The organism is Acinetobacter sp. YH01019 (assembly GCF_013420285.1).
Taxonomy (GTDB): Bacteria; Pseudomonadota; Gammaproteobacteria; order Pseudomonadales; family Moraxellaceae; genus Acinetobacter; species Acinetobacter gandensis.
This window is the reverse complement of sequence record NZ_VOYM01000047.1, coordinates 1-23,957: the sequence shown is the minus strand read 5'-3', so window position 1 is coordinate 23,957 and position 23,957 is coordinate 1. Positions and strand designations below refer to the sequence as shown.

General features: G+C 41.8%; 21 protein-coding genes. 8 read left to right on the top strand and 13 right to left on the bottom strand.

The features are described from left to right. Positions 1-4 precede the first annotated feature (4 nt). Together recG and FTT84_RS11425 are read left to right on the top strand one after the other, a co-directional pair. The gene (gene recG, locus FTT84_RS11430) at positions 5-2,050 is read left to right on the top strand and encodes an ATP-dependent DNA helicase RecG (protein ID WP_180058381.1); all 2,046 of its coding nucleotides are present in this window, start codon (positions 5-7) and stop codon (positions 2,048-2,050) included. A gap of 6 nt (positions 2,051-2,056) precedes the next feature. Beyond that, positions 2,057-2,683, top strand: a complete 627-nt coding sequence (locus tag FTT84_RS11425) for a ComF family protein (RefSeq protein ID WP_180058380.1) — start codon at positions 2,057-2,059, stop codon at positions 2,681-2,683. On the opposite strand, the gene FTT84_RS11420 is transcribed toward FTT84_RS11425, so the two are convergent. Together FTT84_RS11420 and FTT84_RS11415 are read right to left on the bottom strand one after the other, a co-directional pair. Next, entirely contained in the window at positions 2,680-3,099 is a 420-nt protein-coding gene (locus FTT84_RS11420) for an NUDIX domain-containing protein (RefSeq protein WP_180081209.1), read from the bottom strand. The two genes, FTT84_RS11425 and FTT84_RS11420, sit on opposite strands and share 4 nt — an antisense overlap. Before the next feature lie 3 nt (positions 3,100-3,102). Further along, positions 3,103-3,705 carry a TIGR00730 family Rossman fold protein gene (locus FTT84_RS11415; RefSeq protein ID WP_180058378.1) on the bottom strand — a complete coding sequence of 201 codons (603 nt, stop codon included), beginning with the start codon at positions 3,703-3,705 and terminating at the stop codon, positions 3,103-3,105. 156 nt (positions 3,706-3,861) lie between these two features. On the opposite strand from FTT84_RS11415, the gene FTT84_RS11410 reads away from it, so the two are divergent. Continuing rightward, complete coding sequence (locus FTT84_RS11410) at positions 3,862-4,875, top strand: CorA family divalent cation transporter (protein WP_067762933.1); 1,014 nt, start codon at positions 3,862-3,864, stop codon at positions 4,873-4,875. A gap of 105 nt (positions 4,876-4,980) precedes the next feature. On the opposite strand, the gene FTT84_RS11405 is transcribed toward FTT84_RS11410, so the two are convergent. The 8 genes from FTT84_RS11405 to dxs form a co-directional block, all read right to left on the bottom strand. After that, complete coding sequence (locus tag FTT84_RS11405) at positions 4,981-5,268, bottom strand: lipid asymmetry maintenance protein MlaB (RefSeq protein ID WP_067762934.1); 288 nt, start codon at positions 5,266-5,268, stop codon at positions 4,981-4,983. A 12-nt stretch (positions 5,269-5,280) separates the two neighbouring features. Continuing rightward, positions 5,281-5,916 (bottom strand): phospholipid-binding protein MlaC, encoded by a 636-nt coding sequence (locus FTT84_RS11400; protein ID WP_067762935.1) that lies wholly within the window; start codon positions 5,914-5,916, stop codon positions 5,281-5,283. A gap of 15 nt (positions 5,917-5,931) precedes the next feature. Then, a complete protein-coding gene (locus tag FTT84_RS11395; protein ID WP_180058377.1) occupies positions 5,932-6,609 on the bottom strand; it encodes an outer membrane lipid asymmetry maintenance protein MlaD in 678 nt (225 codons plus the stop codon). Further along, entirely contained in the window at positions 6,609-7,388 is a 780-nt protein-coding gene (mlaE, locus tag FTT84_RS11390) for a lipid asymmetry maintenance ABC transporter permease subunit MlaE (protein WP_067762937.1), read from the bottom strand. Before mlaE ends, FTT84_RS11395 begins: the two co-directional genes overlap by 1 nt. After that, complete coding sequence (locus tag FTT84_RS11385) at positions 7,385-8,203, bottom strand: ABC transporter ATP-binding protein (protein WP_218949739.1); 819 nt, start codon at positions 8,201-8,203, stop codon at positions 7,385-7,387. Before FTT84_RS11385 ends, mlaE begins: the two co-directional genes overlap by 4 nt. Before the next feature lie 407 nt (positions 8,204-8,610). Beyond that, entirely contained in the window at positions 8,611-10,494 is a 1,884-nt protein-coding gene (locus FTT84_RS11380) for a DEAD/DEAH box helicase (RefSeq protein ID WP_180081207.1), read from the bottom strand. A gap of 456 nt (positions 10,495-10,950) precedes the next feature. Then, entirely contained in the window at positions 10,951-11,781 is an 831-nt protein-coding gene (locus FTT84_RS11375; RefSeq protein WP_067762939.1) for an inositol monophosphatase family protein, read from the bottom strand. A 111-nt stretch (positions 11,782-11,892) separates the two neighbouring features. Then, entirely contained in the window at positions 11,893-13,803 is a 1,911-nt protein-coding gene (gene dxs / locus FTT84_RS11370) for a 1-deoxy-D-xylulose-5-phosphate synthase (RefSeq protein ID WP_180058374.1), read from the bottom strand. A 311-nt stretch (positions 13,804-14,114) separates the two neighbouring features. Between dxs and ribA the strand changes: the two genes are divergently transcribed. Beyond that, entirely contained in the window at positions 14,115-14,717 is a 603-nt protein-coding gene (gene ribA, locus FTT84_RS11365) for a GTP cyclohydrolase II (RefSeq protein ID WP_067762941.1), read from the top strand. 95 nt (positions 14,718-14,812) lie between these two features. Here the strand turns inward: ribA and hemN are convergent, their stop codons facing one another. Further along, a complete protein-coding gene (hemN, locus tag FTT84_RS11360) occupies positions 14,813-16,186 on the bottom strand; it encodes an oxygen-independent coproporphyrinogen III oxidase (protein WP_180058373.1) in 1,374 nt (457 codons plus the stop codon). Between the two features lie 245 nt (positions 16,187-16,431). Here hemN and hemF point away from each other — a divergent pair, with 245 nt between their 5' ends. From hemF to aroE, 3 genes are all read left to right on the top strand, one after another. Beyond that, complete coding sequence (gene hemF, locus FTT84_RS11355) at positions 16,432-17,373, top strand: oxygen-dependent coproporphyrinogen oxidase (RefSeq protein WP_067762943.1); 942 nt, start codon at positions 16,432-16,434, stop codon at positions 17,371-17,373. Between the two features lie 217 nt (positions 17,374-17,590). After that, positions 17,591-17,812, top strand: a complete 222-nt coding sequence (locus FTT84_RS11350; RefSeq protein ID WP_180058372.1) for a hypothetical protein — start codon at positions 17,591-17,593, stop codon at positions 17,810-17,812. Positions 17,813-17,912: 100 nt separating this feature from the next. Further along, positions 17,913-18,701 carry a shikimate dehydrogenase gene (gene aroE / locus FTT84_RS11345; RefSeq protein ID WP_180058371.1) on the top strand — a complete coding sequence of 263 codons (789 nt, stop codon included), beginning with the start codon at positions 17,913-17,915 and terminating at the stop codon, positions 18,699-18,701. Positions 18,702-18,766: 65 nt separating this feature from the next. Here aroE and FTT84_RS11340 read toward each other — a convergent pair whose 3' ends face one another. Then, entirely contained in the window at positions 18,767-21,286 is a 2,520-nt protein-coding gene (locus FTT84_RS11340) for a hypothetical protein (protein ID WP_180058370.1), read from the bottom strand. 231 nt (positions 21,287-21,517) lie between these two features. On the opposite strand from FTT84_RS11340, the gene FTT84_RS11335 reads away from it, so the two are divergent. After that, positions 21,518-23,341: an acyl-CoA dehydrogenase C-terminal domain-containing protein gene (locus tag FTT84_RS11335; protein WP_067762947.1), complete on the top strand. Its 1,824-nt coding sequence runs from the start codon at positions 21,518-21,520 to the stop codon at positions 23,339-23,341. A gap of 87 nt (positions 23,342-23,428) precedes the next feature. Here the strand turns inward: FTT84_RS11335 and FTT84_RS11330 are convergent, their stop codons facing one another. Then, on the bottom strand, positions 23,429-23,803 hold the full coding sequence (locus FTT84_RS11330; protein WP_218949738.1) for a hypothetical protein: 375 nt from the start codon (positions 23,801-23,803) through the stop codon (positions 23,429-23,431). Positions 23,804-23,957: the final 154 nt, after the last annotated feature.

Here is a 23,957-nt window from a genome sequence, read left to right as displayed (position 1 = left end):
GGACATGGCTGCAGTTCATCAGTTGCAAGGGGTCGGAGCGGCCTCTGCCACATTACTTGAAAAACTCAATATTTTCACTACAGATGATCTGCTGTTTCATCTACCACGCGACTATGAAGATCGTAGCACGATCATTCCAATGAACCAATTAACTGTCGGGCGCAGCTATTTACTTGAAGGTACGGTGAAAAATATCGACTTCCCACCAGGTAAACGTAAGTCAATGGCAGCAATACTGGACGACGATTTTGGCAAAATCACCATGCGCTTTTATCATATTTATAAAGGCATTACAGATCGTGTCAAACCTGGCAACCGTTTACGTATTTTTGGTGAAGTGCGTGTCGGTGCGCGTGGCTTAGAAATGTATCACCCTGAACTGCAAGTGATTAGTGAACATACCCCGCTTCCACAAACTCAGCTCACAGCCATTTACCCTGCAACTGAAGGTTTGACCCAACCCAAACTACGTGAATATGTTAAACAGGCATTAACTCATTATAGTGATGATCTGCCCGAATTATTACCACAAAAATTCACCAATGGTTTCGCCCTCAAACAGGCTTTAGACTATATCCACCATCCACCAGTAGATGCCAATATGCTACAACTCAGCCAAGGCTCCCACCCTGCACAGCAACGTCTGATTTTTGAAGAATTGGTTGCCCATCAAGTCAGCTTACTTAGCCGCCGTGCCTATATTCAACAAATTGAAGCACCTTCATTTAGTCCAAGTAAGAATTTTGCTAAACAATTACTCGGTACGCTACCCTTTGAAATGACCGGTGCTCAAAAGCGCGTATCTAAAGAAATTGTGGTTGATTTGAAAAAAAACAAACCAATGCTGCGCTTGGTACAAGGTGATGTTGGGGCGGGTAAAACACTGGTCGCAGGTGTTGCTGCCTGTCATGCCCTTGAAGAAGGCTGGCAAGTAGCGATGATGGCACCGACTGAAATTTTGGCTGAACAGCATTATCTCAATTTCAAAAAGTGGTTCGAGCCTCTGGGACTGACGGTTTCATGGCTATCAGGCAAACAAAAAGGTAAAGCACGTGCGGCTGCCGAACTCAGTATTCAAGATGGTTCTGCCAATTTAGTTGTCGGCACACACGCTCTATTCCAAGAAAATGTGCAATTTGCCAAACTCGGTTTAGTCATTATTGATGAACAACATCGTTTCGGGGTAGATCAACGTTTAGCACTGCGAAATAAAGGCTTAAATGGGATGACCCCACATCAACTGGTGATGACCGCAACACCAATTCCACGTACACTCGCAATGTCTGCCTATGGTGACTTAGATACGTCAGTGATTGATGAACTCCCTCCCGGCCGTACACCAATTCAAACCGTTACCATTCCACTCGACCGACGTGAAGAAGTTTTACAACGTATTGCTAGCAACTGCGCAGACGGCAAACAAGCTTACTGGGTCTGCACTTTAGTTGAAGAATCTGAAACTTTGGATGCCCAAGCGGCAGAAGCCACCTTTAATGAAATTAAAGAACGTTTTCCGACGCTGAATATTGGCCTCGTACATGGCAAAATGAAAGCTGATGAAAAACAAGCGGTGATGCAGCAATTTAAAAATAATGAACTCCAACTACTGATTGCCACGACTGTGATTGAGGTCGGTGTGGATGTCCCAAACGCCTCGATTATGGTGATTGAAAATGCGGAACGCTTAGGTCTCTCTCAATTACATCAGTTACGCGGGCGTGTAGGCCGAGGTGCGAAAGCCAGTTTTTGCGCCCTACTGTATAAAAACCCCTTGTCACAAAATGGACAAGAGCGTTTACGCATTATGCGTGAAACCAATGATGGCTTTATCATTGCGGAAAAAGATTTAGAAATTCGTGGCCCTGGTGAACTACTCGGCACAAAACAAACGGGCGATATGGGATTTCGTGTCGCGAAGCTAGAGCGTGATGATCATCTACTTAGTCAAGCACATCATGTCGCGCAGCAAGTCTTAAATGACTATCCAAGCCAAGCCGATGCACTTCTAAAACGCTGGCTTCCCGAAGCGCCTCGTTATGCTTATGTGTAGACTCAGATGAATATGCTATTGCAAGGACTACACAAGCTGGTTGGCAAGCCACCTTGTGTGCTGTGCCAACTGAGTCCTGCGCACCGACACAGTGTCTGTCAGGACTGCTGGAGCAATCTACCATGGAACCAAGAGATGATTCATCGACAGGAGCTCAATATTATTGCAGCCAGCGAATATCGTTATCCAATGGATCGTATTATTCAACAATTCAAATATGAACAACAATTACAATTTCAGACACTCTTGGCAGGCAGCTTAATTTGCAAAAAACTACCTCGTGTACAAGCGATTGTACCGATGCCAATTTCACAGGAACGGTTAGTTGAACGTGGCTTTAACCAATCTGTACTGATTGCACAACAGCTTGCCAGACAGTTAAACACTCCCGTGTGGCAACCGATCATTCGACAGCACCAACATGCTCAAAAAGGGCTTTCACGTGTTGAACGCTTAGAGGGTATCCATCAACAATTCAAAATAGATTCACGCATTCAAACGCGTTATCGCAAAGTCCTCATTATTGATGATGTCGTGACCACTGGCAGCTCTGTTAAAGCATTAACCGAACAGCTTGAAAGTATGGGTTGCCAGCAGATTCATATTGCCTGTCTTGCTGCAGCTAAAATTTAAATCATACTGACAGCTGGTTTTAGCTCAACTAAATGTTGCTTTACCCACGGCATCACAATTTTACGCGTTAATGGTGCAAGTTGGGTCGTAACATCATCCAGTCTCACCCATTTCATTGCAGCAATTTCGGCATCAATCTGTGGTGCATCATGCAGCTGAATAACATATACATAGCTCACTAGTAAATGATTTTCTTCATTTGCGGCAGCCGTTTCAAAACGCCCTACAAATTGCTCAATTTCAGCATCACAACTTATTTCTTCTTTGATTTCACGCACAATAGTCAATTCAGGTGCTTCATTCGGCTCAAGCTTGCCACCCACTTGCATAAAAAATTCTGTGTTCTTTTTACGCACTACCAGTAATTCATTTTGCTCATTCAAGATGATGGCTGCGGCTACAGTAATGACATTCATTGTTTATTTTTCCAGTTCAAGCGCAAGTTCAGGTTTTTCAACCATGCCCCATTTAGGCTCTGGAGCAACAAAATTTCGAAAATGCTCAACCACAGTTTCAATATGCTCCGCGACCACAAGATGATCAATAAAACGCGAATGCGTAAAACCTTTTTCTGCCGTAAGAGACAGGAATTTCAATAAATCGTCATAAAAACCATCTACATTTAAAAATGCACACGGTTTCAAATGAATACCGAGCTGCGCCCATGTCCATTGCTCAAAGATTTCTTCCAATGTTCCAACACCACCTGGCATGGCCACAAAACCATCCGCCAATTCAGACATTTTGCTTTTGCGCTGCTGCATATTTTCCACCACATGCAATTCAGTTAAACCGGGATGCGCTAATTCCTTTGTCACTAACACTTGAGGAATTACGCCAATGACCTGACCACCGGCAGCTAAAGCACTGTCTGCAACCACACCCATAAGTCCTGAACGACCGCCACCATACACCAAGGTTATGCCCTGCTCTGCCAAACAACGCCCCACATTTTGTGCGGTACGTAGGTAGATCGGATCAGCGCCGAGTGCTGAACCACAGAAAATTGCGATCGATTTCATTTATAATCACCAATATATTGAGAGTGGGATGCTGAAAGAATCAACTTCAAAACAGATTTTTTCATAAATTAATCATTAGAACAGTGTATTTCCTCAAATCCTTGTCTAAAATACACCCATTCAATTTTTACATACTGCGCAAGGGGAAAAGACAACATGCTTGAAGCCTTTTATGCCACAGAGCGCGGTAGCCTGGAAGATGTCACCATTAATGGTGACTTTGATTTACATCAGGATTTAGTTTGGCTTGATCTGATTGCACCGTCTCAAGAAGAACAGCAATGGATCATGGATGCCTATGATCAGAACTTACCAACTTTAAAATCACTCGAAGACATTTCTTCAAGCGCACGATTTTATCGTGATGATGATGGCATTTTACACATCAGCACCTATTTTTTAACCAAAAATAAAAACTATCAGGTTGATGGTGAACCTGAAGAAAACTCTGGCACTTTAGCTACAGTTCAAACGGTTGCGTTTATCTTACATAAAGAACGCTTGTTTACATTGCGTGGCGAAAAGCTTGTGGCATTTCGAGCTTTTCGTGCCCGTGCGCGTCGCAATGACTACGAAATTGATTATAAAGATCCCACTTGGATTTTGCTGGGTTTACTCGAAGCGAAGTTGGATGAGCTTGCGGATATCTTAGAAGATATCCACAAGGACTTAGAAAAGTATTCCACAGAAGTGCTTAACAACCGTCATCGTGAAATGATTTTAGATTTGGATGACATGATTACCCGCCTAGCGCATTTAGAAGATATGTTGGGGAAAGCACAGCTGTGTCTAATCGATTTACGTCGTGTTCTGACCTTCTTATCGCGCCCACGTGCCTTAGGCAGTCATATCTATGATGCGGATATTCGAGAGTTAAGCGAAGATGTTCGTTCCTTAGTAGAACATGATGCCTTCTTATTCCAAAAGGTCCGATTCCTATTGGATACCACCTCTGGATTCATTAACACTGAACAGAACGATACCATTCGTCGATTCTCGATATTACCCAGCATGCTTGCACCTCCAATGCTGGTCGCAAGTGTCTACGGGATGAATACCGATGTTCTGCCTTTTGCGCATGGCACCACCAGTTTTATCATTGTCAGCTTAATTTTATTGGCTTTCTTCATTGGCCCACTGATTTACTTCCGCTGGAAAAAATGGATTTGATCAAGCTTTGAGATATTGCTGCAAAGCGAAGCCAGAGAAACTTACCTTATTTGTGAAAGCCTATTTTCAAGCAATAAAAAAAGCACCTTTCGGTGCTTTTTTTATTTAGATAATCTGCAAGTCATGTTCTAAATGACAGGCTTGAATAATCTTCATCATTTTCATTGGAACCGCTTTAAACTGTAGTCCTTGTGCATTCGGTGTTTGGCGAAGCCAACGCACCAATACTGCGAGTGCTAAAGTACTACCATGTTCCAATTCAGCCAGATTCACCACCATTGGAAAAGCCTGCTGTTGCTGAATCAGTTTCAGACCATCGGTATAATATGCTTGAGCATTGTCATAGTCGATTTTGCCTGAAACCACTAATTCTTGTTGATGAAGTTTAATCACACATCACCTATCTTATTTTTTCTTGTCAATTGCAGCTTCAGCATCTGGCTTAAAGTTTGCAATTGCTTTATCAATATTACCGCCATTACGTTTTACAGTCGCAGCGAACTGGTTACGGAATTGCAAACCAAGGTCGATACCTGAAACGTTGATGTTACGGATTTTCCATTGTGAACCTTTGTCAGCCAACTGGAAAGACACTGGAATTTTTTCACCATTGTTATTGAAATCAATAGTCACTACAGGGTTCTTACTGGTTGATGCTTTATAAGGACGCATGGTGTAAGTTTGATTACTGAACTTAGCAAATGCAGAACCATAATTTTCAATTAAAGTTTCACGGAAATTACGTTCAAACTGCGCACGTTGGGCCGCAGAGCTATATTGATTCGTTGCATAAGTACCCATCACAATACGTGTGAATGCTTGCGAATCAATATACGGGTCAAGATTTTGACGCACGATCGCTTTAACCCCAGCTGGGTTATTTTGTAATTTTGCATGATCTGCTTTTAAACGAGAAATCAAGCCGTCTGCCACTTTCTTAACAAACGCAGGTGGTGCTTCGCTCGGCGCAGCAAAAGCTGTACCTGCCATCATTGTAGATAAGATGCTTGCTGTAAGCGTATGTTTTAACAATGTGTTCACTTCACTTCTCCTAAATTATTCAACAAATGCAGGTTCTGCATCGGCTGTTTCAGCAGGCGCAGTTTTTTCTTCTGTATCTGCTGTATTGTCTGATTTGTTACCTGCACCACCAGTCACAAATTTCGACACTAAATCTTCAATTTCCATCGTACCTTGCGTGTTGCCAATTTGATCACCACGTTTGAGGAAGTTCACACCACCCCCTGGTACAATTTTCAAATATTTCTCACCCAATAGACCATTGGTTGCTACCATAATGTAAGCATCTTCATCGATATTGGTGATGGATTTCATGTTAGCAATCAGTTGCTGTTCCATTTCTTTTTGTTGCGCTGGTGGTGCTGCTTCATAATCCGAACTGTAACGTAGCTCTTCTAAAGTATTCTTTTGTACTTCTTTTAATTGCTCAGCATTATAAGAGGTTAAAGCGCCGTCCATAATTAAGTGTGCCGTCACCAAACGCGTCACAGGATCTAATTTTAATGATTCAACCTGTCCAACTTTCACACCACTTAGCGTCACTTTAGCACGGGGTTTAATACCGTTTACATTTTCAAACGTGGCAGTCAATTCATAACTATCTTCAATGTTATTGCCCACTAAGCCACTTACACGCATAGCCAAGAAGAAAATTGCGATCGCAAACAGAATGACAAAAAAACCAACGGCCAGTTCACTCGTACGTGATTTCATTAAATACCTCCGAACATGACCGCAGTCAACACGAAATCTGATCCTAAAACACACAACGACGAATACACCACAGTACGTGTTGTAGACGTTGCAATACCTTCAGATGTTGGGACACAGGCATAGCCTTGGTACACCGCAATCCAAGTACAAATTAATGCAAATACAAAACTTTTAATGATGGTGCCATTGAAGACATCTTTATAGAATTGCACACTATTTTCGATGCCACTCCAATATGAACCTTCATCTGCACCAAGAAAATCCACACCGACCAATTTACCGCCCATAATCCCCACCGCGGCAAAGATCACAGAGAGCATAGGTAAACTAAAAACACCTGCCCATAAGCGCGGTGAAATCACACGTTTTAGTGGATCAACACCAATCATTTCCATACTGGACAATTGCTCAGTGGCTTTCATTAAGCCAATTTCTGCTGTTAATGCAGAACCTGCACGACCAGCAAATAGTAAAGCTGCAACTACAGGTGCAAGTTCACGCAGTAAGGTCAATGCAACTGCAGTACCCAACATTGCCTCACTACCAAAGGTCGACAGAATGCTGTACATCTGCAAACCGAGTACAGAACCAATAAATAAGCCTGACACGACAATAATCAACAGCGACAGCACACCGACACGGTACATCTGGTATATGAATAAACGTACACCCAACCATGTTGGCATCGAAAATAGAATTTGTAGTAGCATAATCGTTGCTACGCCAATTCCTTGAACACGTTCAATAACGCGTCTACCTAAAGCGGCAATAGCATTCATGAACGGACCTCATGATTTAAATACGGATTATGACTAAATTGATAATCAACCGGTCCTTCAACAGAACCCGTGAGGAACTGCTTCACAAATGGCGAAGCATGCGCTTTTAATTGTTCCGGCGTTCCTTCACCCTGCACTTTACCTTCAGCGACGACATAAATGTAATCAGCAATCGATAAGGTTTCAGCAACATCATGTGAAACAATAATTGTTGTTAAATCAAGTGCTTCACGCAATGAACGAATTAATCTTGTTAATACACCCATCACAATCGGATCTTGTCCTGCAAATGGCTCGTCATACATGATGAGTTCTGGATCAAGTGCAATGGCACGCGCCAAAGCGACACGACGATTCATACCACCAGACAATTCTGAAGGCATCATTTGTTCTGCGCCACGTAAACCAACAGATTCCAATTTCAGCGCGACAAGTTCAGCAATCAAATGTTCCGCTAATTTGGTATGCGCTCGAATAGGAAAAGCTACATTTTCATACACTGACATATCGGTAAATAGCGCACCACTTTGAAACAACATGCCCATACGCGCACGTGCAGCAAATAGTTCATGACGTGACATTTTTGCAATATCTTGACCATCAAGCAGCACTTCACCCTGATCTGGTGTCAATTGACCACCAATCAGACGTAATAAAGTCGTTTTACCAGTGCCCGAAGGCCCCATAATTGCAGTGATTTGACCACGACGAATTTTTAAACTGACATTGTCATAAATGACGCGCTCCCCTCGTTTAAAACTCAGGTTTTTCACTTCAATCAGTGCCTGAGTCTGAGAAGACGTTTGATTATTCATAGCTGAGGATTTTCCTGCATTTTTTTCAGCATGCATACTATAAAGGATTGATGTTTAAAATGTTACCTTTGAATGTAGACAGTTCCCTGCATTCCATCAGGTATTTGGTTATTATTTTTATATAAGTAATTGTACATGTACTGGCTGAGAAAAGCCGCTATGCTTTAGTTAAAATAATTGTAGATATAGTAAATAATATTACACAACAATAATGTTAAACCGATATAAGGCATAAACACCTCGATCATGACCGTACGCAAATTTGATAAATGGCTGCTATTCATAATTATCATTTAATAGATAAAGTTTGATCAAGTATACATTTTTCCGATAAAAAAGCTAATTTAAAACCATAAAAAAAAACCGGTGTTTCCACCAGTTTTTTCGATATTTCTTTCGAAATTCAATTAGTCATTGAATTTACGGCGTGGACGATCTTCACCAAAAGTGCGTTCGCCACGTGGCTTGTCATCACCGAAACGTTTTGGACGATCATCACCGAAACGTTTTGGACGATCATCACCGAAACGTTTTGGACGATCATCGCCGAAACGCTTTGGACGATCATCAAATGAACGTTGTGGGCGGTCGCCATTAAATTCACGACGTGGACGGTCTTCACCGAAGCTACGTTTTGGACGATCACCAAAACCATTTTCACGTGGTTTGTAATCTACACGGTTGCCACGGTTATCATCGTTAGAACGAGGACGATCACCGAAATCACGTTTTGGACGATCATCGAAAGAACGCTGTGGACGGTCACCGAAGTCACGCTTTGGACGATCATCGAACGAACGTTGTGGACGATCACCGAAACCGCCTTCGCGACGTGGTGGACGATCATCGAATGAACGTTGTGGACGATCACCGAAACCGCCTTCACGACGTTGTGGACGATCACCGAAATCACGACGTGGACGATCTTCGCCACCGAATGAAGGACGGTCACCACGTGGTTTGTCATCATAGCTACGACGTGGACGATCATCACCGCCTTCGCGACGTTTGAAGTTGCTTTCGCCTTCAAAACGACGACCACCACCGAAACCACCGCGACCACCGCGACCACCGTCACGACCACGACCGCGACCAGCGCCATCACGGCTACCACGTGCAGGAGGTGGAGATGGCTCAAGACCTTCAATTTCAGATACGTTTAAGCGTGCATCTAGGAAGTCTTCTAAAGCACGGATTTTACCGCGTTCACGGTAAGTTGCTAATGTAATCGCGTTACCTGTACGACCCGCACGACCTGTACGACCGATACGGTGTACATAGTCTTCGTTCTTCATTGGAAGACCGAAGTTAATTACGTGAGAAATTGTTGGAACGTCAAGACCACGTGCAGCAACGTCAGTTGCAACTAAGATTTTTGCACGGCCTTCACGGATGCTGCGTAAACGACGGTTACGTACAGTTTGTGGCATTGCACCGTGAAGTGCTACAACTGAAAGACCTGCTTCAGCTAGCTCTTCAGCCAACATATCAGTATCTTCTTGAGTTGAAGCAAATACCACAGCTTGGTCTACATCTTCAGCGTTCAACCAGTGTGTTAATAATTTTTTCTTGTGCTCGAAACCATCAGTCCAATGAAGAGTCTGAGTGATGTCGGTATTTGTAGAGTGACCAGTTTCAATTGCAATACGTACTGGATCATTCATCATACGTTCTGCAAGCGTAATAATACGGCCAGCAAATGTTGCAGAGAACATCAATGTTTGTTTACGGTTCGCCGCTAAATCACTGATTGCTTCAAGGTCTTCAGAGAAACCTAAGTCAAGCATACGGTCAGCTTCGTCAACGATCAACGCATCAACGTTGTCTAATTTGATTTGACGACGGTTAACAAGGTCAAGTAAACGACCTGGAGTCGCCACAACAACTTGTGCACCTTTAAGCTGTTGGATTTGCTTACCGAAAGGCATACCACCCATGATCGCAGCAATACGAACACCTTTCATGTGACGTACCAAAGCAATCGCGTCTTGGCTCACCTGTTGAGCTAATTCACGTGTTGGGCAAAGCACAAGAATTGACGGTGCAGTTACCGCTTTCATGCGCTCTTTGAAAGACATCAATGTGTCTTGTTCAGCCAAAGCATTCACAGTTGGGAGTAAGAATGCAGCTGTTTTACCAGAACCTGTTTGGCTTGATACAAGAAGGTCATTGCCTTCTAATGCAGCCGGAATAGATTGTTCTTGCACTGGAGTTGGTGTAGTAAAACCTAAACCTTGTAGTGCCAGTTGTAACGACTCATGTAAAGGAAAATCAGCAAAAGTTTTGCTCATAGAGTATTTCACCCGGAAAATGGGTGCTCCATTAAAAATAATAAATTCAGATGGACATCGGCAAAAAGCGGCACAGCAATAAACGCTGAAAATATAGAATCAGCGGCGATCCGAGAACGACGATGCGTATAACGCACACATGATTACAGCCGCAACCTGAAGGAATCGCTTAGCGATTGGGTGGGGCGCGAAATATCGTCCTCTCTTTGGACCGGACGCGCATACACAATGATAGAAGAGAATGTTCAGGTAATGAACGAAATTTAGTGCGTTCGGCGATTATAGCAGAAAGTTTTTAAATGTCACCTGTTTTAGTCAACTTCAAATTATTTATTTGTAAGTTTCCTTTCGTTACAAGGCTTTGACTGTATTTTTTTGACCATTTAGACAAAATAAAGCCCTCTCATGGAGGGCTTTATTTCATTATTCCGTCAATAAACTCGATCTGGAGTTCTATTATTTTGCAGCTTCACCCCAAGCTGGAACTACAGCTTGCATTAATGGTTTAAGCATTTTCATAGAACACGCAAGTACTTGACCATTTTCCATAGAGTCATTACCACCACGCGCATCAACCACAGTACCGCCCGCTTCTTTCACAATCAACTCACCTGCAGCGATGTCCCATGGTTTCAAACCAAGTTCGAAATAACCATCAAAGCGGCCAGCCGCAACATAAGCCAAATCCAATGCAGCTGAACCCGTACGACGATATTGCGCACCCGCTTCAGTTACATTTAACAATGAATTGAAATGATTTTTCGCATAAGAAACCACTTCACCATTACGAATTTTGCGATACGCATGACCCACTGAAAGGAAAGTATTTTCTAAGCTGTCTTTTACATTTACACGAATACGGCGTTGGTTCATCATCGCGCCACGGCCACGACTTGCAGAGAACAACTCATCTTTCACAGGGTCATAAATAACACCGTGTTGAGTTACACCTTTATGTTGAACTGCGATAGAGATACAGAAATGCGGAACACCTTGAACGAAGTTTAAAGTGCCATCAAGTGGGTCAATGATCCAACACCAATCAGCGTCGTGACCTTTACCTTCTTGTAGACCAAACTCCTCACCAAGGAAGCTGTGATTTTTATAGCTTTTACGTAGGGTATCGATAGCCAACTGTTCCAAGTAACGGTCAACACGCGTTACAGGACCATCAATTCCTTTTTCTTCGACTTGTAGATCGAGTTTATGACGATTTTGATGCGCTTTTAAAAGCTCTTGACCAACTAATTGAGCCGCACGCGCAGCCATAACCACCATAGGTTCCATTGAACACCCACTACAAATTTGAAGATACTGATAAAGAATAATGCATAAAAGCCCTTATATCTTATCAAATATAAGGGCTTTTAGGTAAAAAATGTTTCTAAAAATTAGAAATTAGCAAACCGCTTTGTTGCTCTGCTTTAACCAGCATTGTTCTGTTGATGCTGCTATACCTGCTGCATCAAGACCAGCTTGTTGTAGCATTTGACCGTGTGTCGCCTGATGCATAAATTCATCAGATAAACCTAAATTCATTATTGGTTTAACAATTCCAGCTTGCGCCAAATATTCATTCACTGCACTACCCGCACCGGCCATCACCGCATGTTCTTCAACAGTGACAAACAGATGAGTTGAATCTGCAATTTGGTCGATTAACTGAGTATCTAATGGTTTTACAAAACGCATGTTTACCACACGAACTGCAACATCCAGTTTTTCAGCCAATACTTCAGCCGCCTCAACCGCTGCCTGAACACGGCTACCAAATGCTAAAATTGAAATTGTTGCATCTTGCTGAATATTAAAACTTGCCAAGATTTCGCCACGCCCAATTTCAAGTTCAACCATATTCTGTTGAATTTCAACCCCCAGGCCATTACCACGCGGATAACGAACTGCGGCAGGACCTTTATAAAGGTAAGCAGTATGCAACATTTGACGACATTCATTTTCGTCTTTAGGTGCCATAATCACCATATTCGGGACGGTACGCATAAAGGCGTAATCGTATGCACCGGCATGTGTCGGGCCATCTTCACCCACCAAACCAGCACGATCGATGCCAAAAGTGACATCTAAATTTTGTAATGCTACATCGTGAATCAGTTGATCATAACCACGTTGCAGGAATGTAGAATAAATAGCGACAACCGGCTTAACCCCTTCACATGCCATACCTGCTGCAAGCGTAACAGCATGCTGTTCAGCAATCGCGACATCAAAGAAACGCTCTGGATATTGTTTAGCAAATTTGACCATGCCTGAGCCTTCGCACATCGCAGGGGTGATTGCCAATAAACGATTATCCTGAGCCGCCTCGTCACATAACCATTGCCCGAAGATATCCGAATATTTCGGTGCGGTACTTGTTGAAGCGGGTGCATCTAATTTGCTAATCGCATGGTATTTAATTTGGTCTGCTTCAGCTGGTGCAAAGCCTTTGCCTTTTTTGGTATACACATGAACTAAGCGTGGCCCTTTACGCTTTTTCAATGCATCAAAAACATGGCTGAGTTGTGTTACATCGTGGCCATCAAATGGACCAAAATAGTCAAAACCAATCGCTTTAAATAAATTGTCCGCAGCATCTGTTGCTGCACTGTGTAAACGGGAGTTATAGGTCCATTCAGGATGTGGCTGCACAAACGCTTCGCCATCTTCCGAGATATTAACAGATTGACCACTTTCCCAAATTGCTGCTAAATGTTTAGCAAAACCACCTGTGCTGCATGAAATCGACATATCATTGTCGTTCAATACCACCATGAGGTCAGCGTTGTGCGCCACAGCATCATTCATGGCTTCAAAGGCCATACCTGCTGTCATGGCACCATCACCCACAATTGCTACCACATGACAAGGATCTTGTTTAAAACGACGTGCTAAAGACATGCCTAAACCCGCAGAAATCGCAGTCGACGAATGCCCTACCCCAAAGGTATCAAATTCAGACTCTTCACGTGCTGGAAATGCGGCTAGACCATCTTTTGCACGAATTGTCACCAACTGTTCACGACGACCAGTTAAGGCTTTGTGTGGATAAGCTTGATGACCAACATCCCAAATTAAACGATCGTCAGGCGTATTGAAACAGTAGTGCAAAGCCACCGTGAGCTCAATCACACCTAAATTGGCACCAAAATGCCCACCACTTTGTCCGGCCGCATACAAAATAAATTGACGTAACTCATCCGCCACTTGTTCTAACTGGCTGCGCTCGAGTACACGTAATTGTTGCGGATGTTGAATCGTATCCAGCAACGGAGTTACAGGGCGTTGAGATGGTATTTCTGTATACAGCATAATGTGGCAAAGCCTTCTAAAGCCTGGCAAATCCTAAGCTCGGTCTAAATGGGTTACTCGATCATATCGTCGAATTGTATCACCTTACAATCAGCCAAACTTCTAGCGATGTAATTTTAAGCAATGATCTCGTAGTGGGAGATTTTGAATGAGTCAGATTATCCTGAATAATCTTCCTATTTATCAACTATTATCGTTCGCTTTATACAAAAAAGAAAATGTTCTGCATAAATTCATCGTTGCAATTCTACCAATGTCCAAGCATTACGCTATACTTTAGCCAATTTATAATCGAATAAACGGGTTAAGCAGTGCCTATAGAATTTGTCGCAACGTCAAGATTACCGACCGCTTTTGGTGAATTCAATATTACGGTTTTTCAGGATCCTGAAACCGGCGAAGAACATGTAGCACTCTCTAAAGGACTAGAACAAGCACCCACTGAACCTGTTTTAGTGCGTATTCATTCCGAGTGCCTCACTGGTGACGCCTTCGCTTCGCTAAAATGTGACTGTGGCCCACAACTACAAGCAACACAAAAACTGATTAATGAAGCAGGCCAAGGCGTGATTTTATATTTACGCCAAGAAGGTCGAGGCATTGGCTTAACCAATAAAATCCGTGCTTATGCCTTACAAGACCAAGGCCATGATACTGTCGATGCCAATTTACTATTGAATTTACCTGCTGATGCTCGTCGTTATGACATGTGTCCAATCATGCTCAAGCATTTGAATATTCAACAGGTACGATTGATTACCAATAACCCATTAAAAATTGAAGCATTGCAAGAACAAGGCGTTGATGTCGTTGATCGTGTACCGCTGACTGTGGGCTTGAATCCATTCAATGAACAATATTTAAAAACCAAACACGATCGTATGTCTCATATGTATCAAAAAGATGATTTTTAAAAGTCCTTTAAATTCTCCATAAATTAATCTCTCCAAGCCTCCTTTTACAAAAGGGAAGCTTTCCCCTCTTTAATAAAGAGGGGGTTAGGGGAGATTCAAATCGTCATCGAAAAAATACGATTTTCAGGTACACGGCGCTTTAACCTTAAATCAAAGGCCATACAGATATTACGTACAAAAGGTTTGCCTTTTTCGGTAATTTGGATGCTTTGATCACCTAACTCTAATAATTCATCTGCCTGCATTTCTGTTAATTGTGCAACCACTTCATCAATTTCCGGAAATTGCATGTCTGTGTTTGCCCAAGAAGTATGGAATGTACACATCAAATTCAGAATATGTTTACGGATAATCAAGTCTTCTTCAGTCAGCACATGACCTCGATAAACAGGAATTTGGTTTTCCTCTAAACGCGCATAATAGTCTTCAATTTTCTTTTCATTTTGCGCGAAGCTATACCAACTATCACTAATTGAAGATAAGCCCAGTCCGATCATGACTTGGGTTTTAGAAGCGGTATAACCCATAAAGTTACGATGTAAACTGCCCTGTTGAAAAGCCTGATACATTGCATCTTTTTCTACAGCAAAATGGTCCATTCCAATTTCATGATACCCATGTGCCAAGAGCTGCTTTTTGCCTTCTTCATAACATTGACGTTTTAACTCATCTTTTGGTACATCAGCATCTTTAAAACCACGCTGTCCATTGCCCTTAATCCACGGCACATGCGCATAACTATAAAAAGCCAAACGATCAGGCATCAAACGATTGGTCTGATTAATCGTGTGCAACACATCCATTAAATCTTGAAAAGGCAGACCAAATACCAAGTCATGTGAAATTGAGGTATAGCCAATCTCCCGCGCCCACTGCGTGACTTGTTCCACATGCTCAAAAGGTTGTATCCGATGAATGGCTTTTTGCACTTTTTCATTATAGTCCTGCACGCCATAGCTCACGCGACGAAAGCCCAAATCATACAAAGCTTGTAAATGCTCACGTGTGGTATTGTTCGGATGGCCTTCGAAACTAAATTCATGCTGCTCTGCCACATTTGCTTTGGACAAAATGCCTTGAATCAGTTGTGTTAAATGCTCAGGTGAGAAAAAGGTGGGCGTACCGCCGCCCAAGTGAATCTCTTTAATATTGGGTTTATCCACCAAAACATCACAATATAACGCCCATTCTTTTAAGACTGCTTGGATATAGGGTTGTTCCATCTCATGTTTTTTGGTGACTTTTTTATGACAACCGCAAAAAGTACATAAACTTTCACAAAACGGCAGATGAATATAAAGACTAATGCCTTCACTTTGATTCGACTCGTCAAACGATTTTTTTAAACCCTGTTTCCACAATGCTAATGAAAACGCCTGCTCTTCCCAGTACGGTACGGTTGGGTAACTGGTATAGCGTGGGCCTGGTACATTATATTTTTGAATTAAGGAATTCGCCTGCTGAGACATAGATGCACCATTTCGATCAATGAGATTCCAATTGAATCTGCCTATGATTATTGTGCGGAGCTTCTGCTTTGAATTCAACCAAGCAACTTAGTCGGAATATCTAGGCTATTTTCGTCAAATATTGCTTTAATTTAAGCTGACCATACGGCGTAACCGATGCTCAATATTGGGAAAAAGACCTTAAGTTTTGCAGCGTTTTATGCTTTGATGGACAATATCATTTAATTATTTTTATACAGGTCAGAATGAAGAATCCAACTTCAGCCGATATACAACGTGTAGATGAATTCCTGCGTGATTTACAGGCACGTATTTGTGCCGCTTTGGAACAGCAAGAACGCGCTGGCGGTGGAAATGCTGAATTTGTAATTGATGATTGGGAACGCCCCGAGGGTGGTGGTGGCCGCTCACGTGTGCTGCAAAATGGCACAGTGATTGAAAAAGGCGGTGTGATGTTTTCACACATCAATATTTCCAAACTACCTGCTTCCGCAACTGAGCGTCACCCGGCCATTGCTGGTGCTAAAGCTCAAGCCATGGGGGTTTCATTGGTGATCCATCCTAAAAATCCCAATGTACCCACTTCACATGCCAATATCCGTTTATTCGTGGCTGAAAAAGAAGGTCAAGATCCAATTTGGTGGTTTGGCGGCGGTTTTGACCTCACTCCGTATTATCCAAATGATGAAGATGTATTGTCTTGGCATCAAACTGCTCATGATCTCTGCGCTCCGTTTGGCGATAAGGTTTACGCAGAACATAAGAAATGGTGTGACGATTATTTCTATTTAAAGCATCGTGATGAGCAACGTGGCGTCGGTGGTCTATTCTTTGATGATTTAAATCAATGGGACTTTGAAACTTGCTTCCAATATATGCAAGCCGTGGGTAATGGCTACCTAGATGCAATTTTGCCTATTTTTAAAAAGAACCAAGATAAATCATATACCGAAGCACAACGCGACTTCCAACTGTACCGTCGTGGCCGTTATGTCGAATATAACTTAGTGTATGACCGTGGCACATTGTTTGGATTACAAACTGGTGGTCGCATTGAATCCATTTTGGTCAGCATGCCACCTTTAGCAGGCTGGTCATATCGTCCTGAATGGGAAGAAAATTCTGCCGAAAAAAAATTAACCGATTTTTATCTTAAACCACAAGATTGGTTAACGGTTTTAAAATAAGACAACTAAGCCTCTGAAGTTCAGAGGCTTTTTTTATATTGAAAATTTCACACCGAATAATTCATAAATAATTGAGTAATAAAATATTTTCTAGCCATTTACTTTGTAAACAGAATACCCAACAATGACACATGAATCACACAGCTTCACGCTACCCTGTTATATGACAAGCGACTAAACTGATTGCTGTAATTTTCCAATATGGAGTACAACATAAATGCCATCTCAAACACTCAATAAAAAAACCATTCGTGCACGTACTTTGGTGTTTTGGAGCTTTGTTGTGGTGTTAATCAGCGCAATCAGTACCAATATATTTTCAGAGACCTCACTCAACGATAACCTTGCCATCGGTTTCATGGTGATTGCTTTAATCGGTCTGGTGTTTAGTACGGCGACGATATTAATTCACACAATTTTAGATATCTGCAATCCTTAAAGCACTGCAATATTTTCGCAAATATCCCCGCTAAACTTCTGGCAGTATTGATTTTGGCGTATATTATCTGCACTTTTCGTTCCGACATGGATGCAGTGTAATGAGCAAACAATTTGCCGTGATTGGCAACCCGATTGAACAATCACGTTCCCCTGAACTTCATCACGCCTTTGCCAAAAAAACAGGGCTCGACATTCAGTACAGCAAACGACTTGCTCCCCTTGATGGATTCCAAAACAGCGTTGAAAGCTTCTTTCGCGAAGGCGGTATCGGCATGAATGTCACCGTCCCGTTTAAAGAACAAGCCTATGCCCAATGTGCAGTATTGACTGAACGCGCAAAAATTGCTGGAGCAGTAAATACGCTTTGGATGCAGGATGGCCAATTGCATGGTGATAACACTGACGGCCAAGGCTTGGTCGATGCAATTCGCGCTTTAGATTGGTCACTTGAACAGACCGACTTACTTATTATTGGCGCAGGCGGTGCTACTCGTGGTGTAATTTATCCATTGGTACAAGCTGGCGCAAAAAAAATTGTAATTGCGAACCGTACCTTAGCCCGTGCTGAACAATTGGTTGCAGACTTGAAAGCATCCGTAACAAATGCAGAATTAGAAGCTATTGCACTCACAGATTTATCCGGTCAATTTGATATCGTCATTAATGCAACTTCAGCAAGTCTAAGCGGAGACGCTTTGGTTCTACCTGACAGTCTTCAGTTCAATCATGCCTATGAAATGGCCTATGGCAAACCTTCTACATTTTTAGATCAAGCCAAAGCGCGTCATGTACCGACTTCAGAAGGTTTCGGTATGCTGGTAGGACAAGCGATTGAGTCCTTTTCCATTTGGAACGGGGTAAAACCTAACTTAAAAGATTTTCTCTAATTCATCCGTTTGAATGAATAAACAAAAAAGAACCTCAATAGAGGTTCTTTTTTTTATTGTCTAACTTATTTCATGTGTTTTTGCACAGTTTTATAGGTTTCATAATAAACAGACTGGCTAAACAACTCTTCATGTTCCGCAGCTAAACCTTGCAGCGACGCTTCTGACAATTTACCGTTGGTATCGTCGACAAATGCTCGTGCATAAATTTGTGCAGCTTTGACTAATTGCGCTTTTTCAGCGGGATCAAGTTCATAATTTTCTAAAAAGTTTTTCTGATACAAATGCGCAAAAATGGCTTGTTTGGTTTTATAGGTTTTTTTTAGCTGCGTCCACTCAGCCTGACCTTTATACTCACCAATCCCAGATTGAACATAATAATTGACTGAAGAACCTAAATCATCAAAGTCCTGATAGCGATGTAAAGCATGTTTATCACGTAATTGATTTAAACGCTTCAAAGCCTGACCTGTCGGCTCTTTTAAACCCTCAGCAAATCGGTAAGCATAAACTTCTGAAATTTCATTCAAGTCATTTGCTGAGTAATAACGTACATACTGAGCTCGGTAATTAGCAAAGGCCACTGCAAAAGCCGCTTGATACGCTTTTAACTCTGATTGATGGCGTTTATAGCTGTTTAGCGCGACAGTACTTAAATACTCTGGTAATTCGATTTCTTCATTTGCTTCACTGATTTCGTCAACCGATGCCGTTTCTGCTTCCTCTATATTAGGGTCCTGTCTAGTGATCGGTGAAAGTAAGCCATTCAACATACTTTCAAATAATGAACCCTTACTCACATCCTGAATCGACTTCGCTTGCTTCATCGCTTGACGATCAATCGCACTTGCATTGCCATAATTCAAAATTTGATTGGTACTTTTTAGCTTCAACTGACCTAAACGCGGTTCAGAAAATGCCATATTATAATCAATCGTTTGGACACGTCCTTTTTTCTCTAAACCCACATCCATGACCAGTGTTGAAGATACTTTATCTTTAGTATTTAAAGCCTGTTGAATTTCCGGCTGATGCTTTTGCCATAATTGTTGGAACTGTTTTGCATCCACCAGTTGTTCAGTTTGATATTGCTGAAAAACAGGTTTTAATTGTTCAACTGCATCTACAGAAACAGCTTCCGTGTCTGACTCTTCTGCCTCAGATGCTAACTGAGCAGACTCTTCCTGCAATGGAATAACGCGAATATCTTGGTAGTCTTGGCAAAGCGTGACTTTACCAATCGGTACCTGCTTAGTTTTGATCAAGGCCTGGCACACTTCCTCAGACAGGTTATTGGCGCTTTCCTCATCTTCATCGCTTTCTGCATAGGCTGCAGTAGCATCATGTGCTTCTTCACTTTCTTCATCATAGTCCGTTGCAGCCGCAGTTGCATAAGCGCTTTCTGCATCGATTACAGCTTCTGTTACTTCCGATGCTGCATATTCCTGCTCATCATCCTGATCATGTCCGTGGTACATCGCATTATGAATTTTTGCATTAACCAATTCATTGACACGTTGTACAGATGCATAAGCTTCGTCTTCATCCCCCTCTTCACTCGCGTCAGCAGCCGCTGCGGCAGCTCTTGTTGCTTCTTCGGCTGCTTCCATGGCAGATTCCGCCGCTGTTGCATCAACTGCCGCATCTTCCACATCACTTTGCTCAGTGTCATCCCATGGCTGACCTTTAATTTGAGAGGTGTAATAGCGTGCATTGACATAATCAAAGAGTTCAAGCTGGGTATATACCGTATCAACATCGCCGACATAGCGAATCTTTTTAATTAAACCAGCATTTTTTTCATCACGGCTTAAATCGATACTTTTGACTTGATTCTGTTCTGCCAATAAGTACGGCAGTGCATTCATTTGTTTTAAGTAGTCAGCAAATTTTTTCAAGTTATATTGAGCCAAAGCCTCTTTATGCTTTGAAAAATCAACATAAGCCAATCGATCCTGACTTTCACGATTCACCATAAATGGCATGAATGCAAAATAATTGGTGTAAAACTTATAATCATCAAAATCAAAAATCATAGGCAACTGTGCATTCACCTGCAATGTCGGCTTTTGATAGCTTAATTGAAGTGTGAGTGCTGCCAGCTTTTCTCTAAAATGAACTGAACCGCTATAGCTAAACTGTAAGTCGTTCAAAACATTGACAAGTGACTGAGCAATTTTCGACTGTGGAGAAGCACTTTCATCCTCATCATAGTATCGAGCTGAAGGCGGAATAGATTCATTTGCAATTGCTTGATATAGCAGTTTCTTTTCTTTTTGACTAAATGGAATTTTTTGCGTTTTGATCAGTTGATCCAATTGTTTTTTGAGTTTTGGATCAAGCTCAGGTTGAGAACTTACAGCAGTTTTTGCCTTGTTCTCAGAGGATTTTTGATCAAACTCAATATCGGTCTGAATTGAAAATTGCCCTTTCATATCATAGTTGGCATTTTCAAACATCGCATTTAAGCCTTGAGTAGCTTGTTGCCCCAGTGACTGATCAGAAGTATTGGTTTTTATGACATGTTGAGTACACCCACTAATACTCAAACCTAATAAACAAAGTGTTATATATTTTAAACGCATAATATTCGCTGAGAACCTATGTTCTTTATGATTTATTAAAAGAAATTATTGATCAAAAGATCAACTCAAAGTCTAGCAGAACTTTACTTTTCACTTGTTGGTTTAATATTACAATTCGCCTTTCTGACATTTTTTAAAGGCTCATTCATCAATGATTTTTTCTACCAAATATGAATAATCAAATCATCAATACAGATAATCCAAAAAAATTTCGAAATTAGGATTAAGACTATGCCTGCATATAAAGCGCCCTTACATGACATTCGCTTCTTGATGAACGAAGTGCTCGATTACCCTGCGCACTACAAATCGCTTTCTAACGGTGAAGCAGCCGATGCTGATACGGTAGATATGATTTTAGAAGGTGCTGCTGATTTTTGTGAAAATATCCTCTCTCCATTAAACCAAACTGGTGATGAAGAAGGCTGTCATTTTGAAAATGGCGATGTAAAAACACCAAAGGGTTTCAAAGAAGCGTATGACCAGTTTGTACAAGGCGGCTGGCAAGGTCTTTCTTTCCCTGAAGAGTTTGGTGGTCAAAATCTTCCGCAATCACTGAACTTAATCAAATCTGAAATGATGGGTACAGCAAACTGGTCTTTCCAAATGTATCCAGGCCTAAGCGTGGGTTGTATCAATACCATCCTTCAGTTCGGTACGGATGAACAGAAAAACCAATATTTACCAAACCTTGTTGCGGGTACTTGGTCAGGCACAATGTGCTTAACTGAGCCACAATGTGGTACTGACTTAGGTCAAGTAAAATCTAAAGCAGAGCCTCAAGCAGACGGTAGCTATGCAATTTCTGGCACAAAAATCTTCATCTCAGCGGGTGAACACGATTTAACAGAGAACATCGTACATATCGTTCTTGCACGTCTTCCAGATGCACCTGCAGGTACAAAAGGCATTTCATTGTTCATCGTTCCAAAATTCCTTGTGAATGCAGATGGTACTGTGGGCGAACGCAATCCTGTAACGTGTGGTTCGATTGAACACAAAATGGGGATCCGTGCTTCGGCAACGGCGGTATTGAACTTTGACAACGCTATCGGTTATTTGATTGGCGAAAAGCATAAAGGCCTACATGCCATGTTCACATTCATGAACACAGCACGTATTGGTACAGCAATCCAAGGTATTGCTCATGCTGAATTGGCATTCCAAGGTGCTCTTCCATATGCCAAAGAACGTATGTCAATGCGTGCCCTTTCAGGTAAAAAAGACCCTGAAAAAGTAGCGGATGCGATTATTCACCATGCAGACGTACGCCGTATGTTATTAACGCAAAAAGCGATCGCTGAAGGCGGCCGTTCAATGATTTACTATGCTGCGCAAATTGCGGACAAAATGACAGACGCTTTAACCCGCGGTGATACAGCAGCTTTTGAAGCACATGATGACCACTTAGGTTTCTACACACCAATTCTTAAAGGCTTCTTGACTGAATTGGGTTATGAAGCTGCAAACCACGGTATGCAAGTTTACGGCGGTCATGGTTACATCAAAGAATGGGGCATGGAACAAATCGTTCGTGACTCACGTATCTCCACCCTTTACGAAGGTACAACTGGCGTTCAAGCCCTTGACTTAATCGGTCGTAAAGTATTACTAACCTCTAAAGGTAAAGTAATCCGCGACTATACTGCTGAAATTTTAAAATTCTGTGGTCAACATGCGCGTAACAAATACATGCGTCGTTTTGCTTGGGATCTTACAAAACTTTGCGCACAGTGGAATGCTTTAACTGTTCGTATCATGCTTGCTGCACGTAAAGACCGTGACATCGTTTCTTCTGCATCTGTAGACTTCTTAATGTTCTCTGGTTATGTGATGATGGCTTACTTCTGGGCTCAACAAGCTGCGGTTGCTTCTGAGAAATTAGCAGAAGGTAATGGTGCTGAAGTTCCAGAGTTCTATAAAGCGAAAATTAAAGTGGCTGATTTCTACTTTGAACGTATGCTTCCTCGCTCACAAGGTCATGCTGAAGCCATGGTAAATCCATCTAAGACCATGACATCACTAGCAGCTGAACACTTTAGCTTTGACTACTAAGTTTTAAGTTGAGTTTGATGACTCTATAAAAAAGACTATAAAAAAAAGACCGCCGAAGCGGTCTTTTTTTTATAGTCTTTTTTATGATTACTTTGCTTTCTCAGTAACAAATTCTTTTATGCTAATTGGCTTGTCTTTTACTAATTCAACTGTGCCTTCATTGACACCATTAAAGTTCTTAAAGTGAATTGAAACCCCTTGATCATTGGCAAGTCGTACACCACTTCCTGAAACTGCTCGTTTCAATTCATATACACGATCAGAATTATCAGTCAATTGCGCAGTTTCAAAATTATCTTTGGTTTTTAACTCAAGGGTTAGATCTTGTGGCCCTGTGAAGTGAATCACTTGCTCATCTTGAGCTACTGCAACATCGTTTGTTTGTGCAGTTGCCGTCGTTGATTCTGTTGCAACATTTTGTTCTGATGGCGCTTTTTTATCTGCGCAACCCACCAAAGCCAAAGTTAAAAACGTCGCAGTTAAAATATATAGGACTTACGCATTGACGGATTCAAAAAAGTATTAAAATACTTTATAAAGTATCTGTGATCAGACGAATTAAACATGCTTCTACAGCAACTTGTACATTACCCATTTATATGGGCTTTCTCATGAC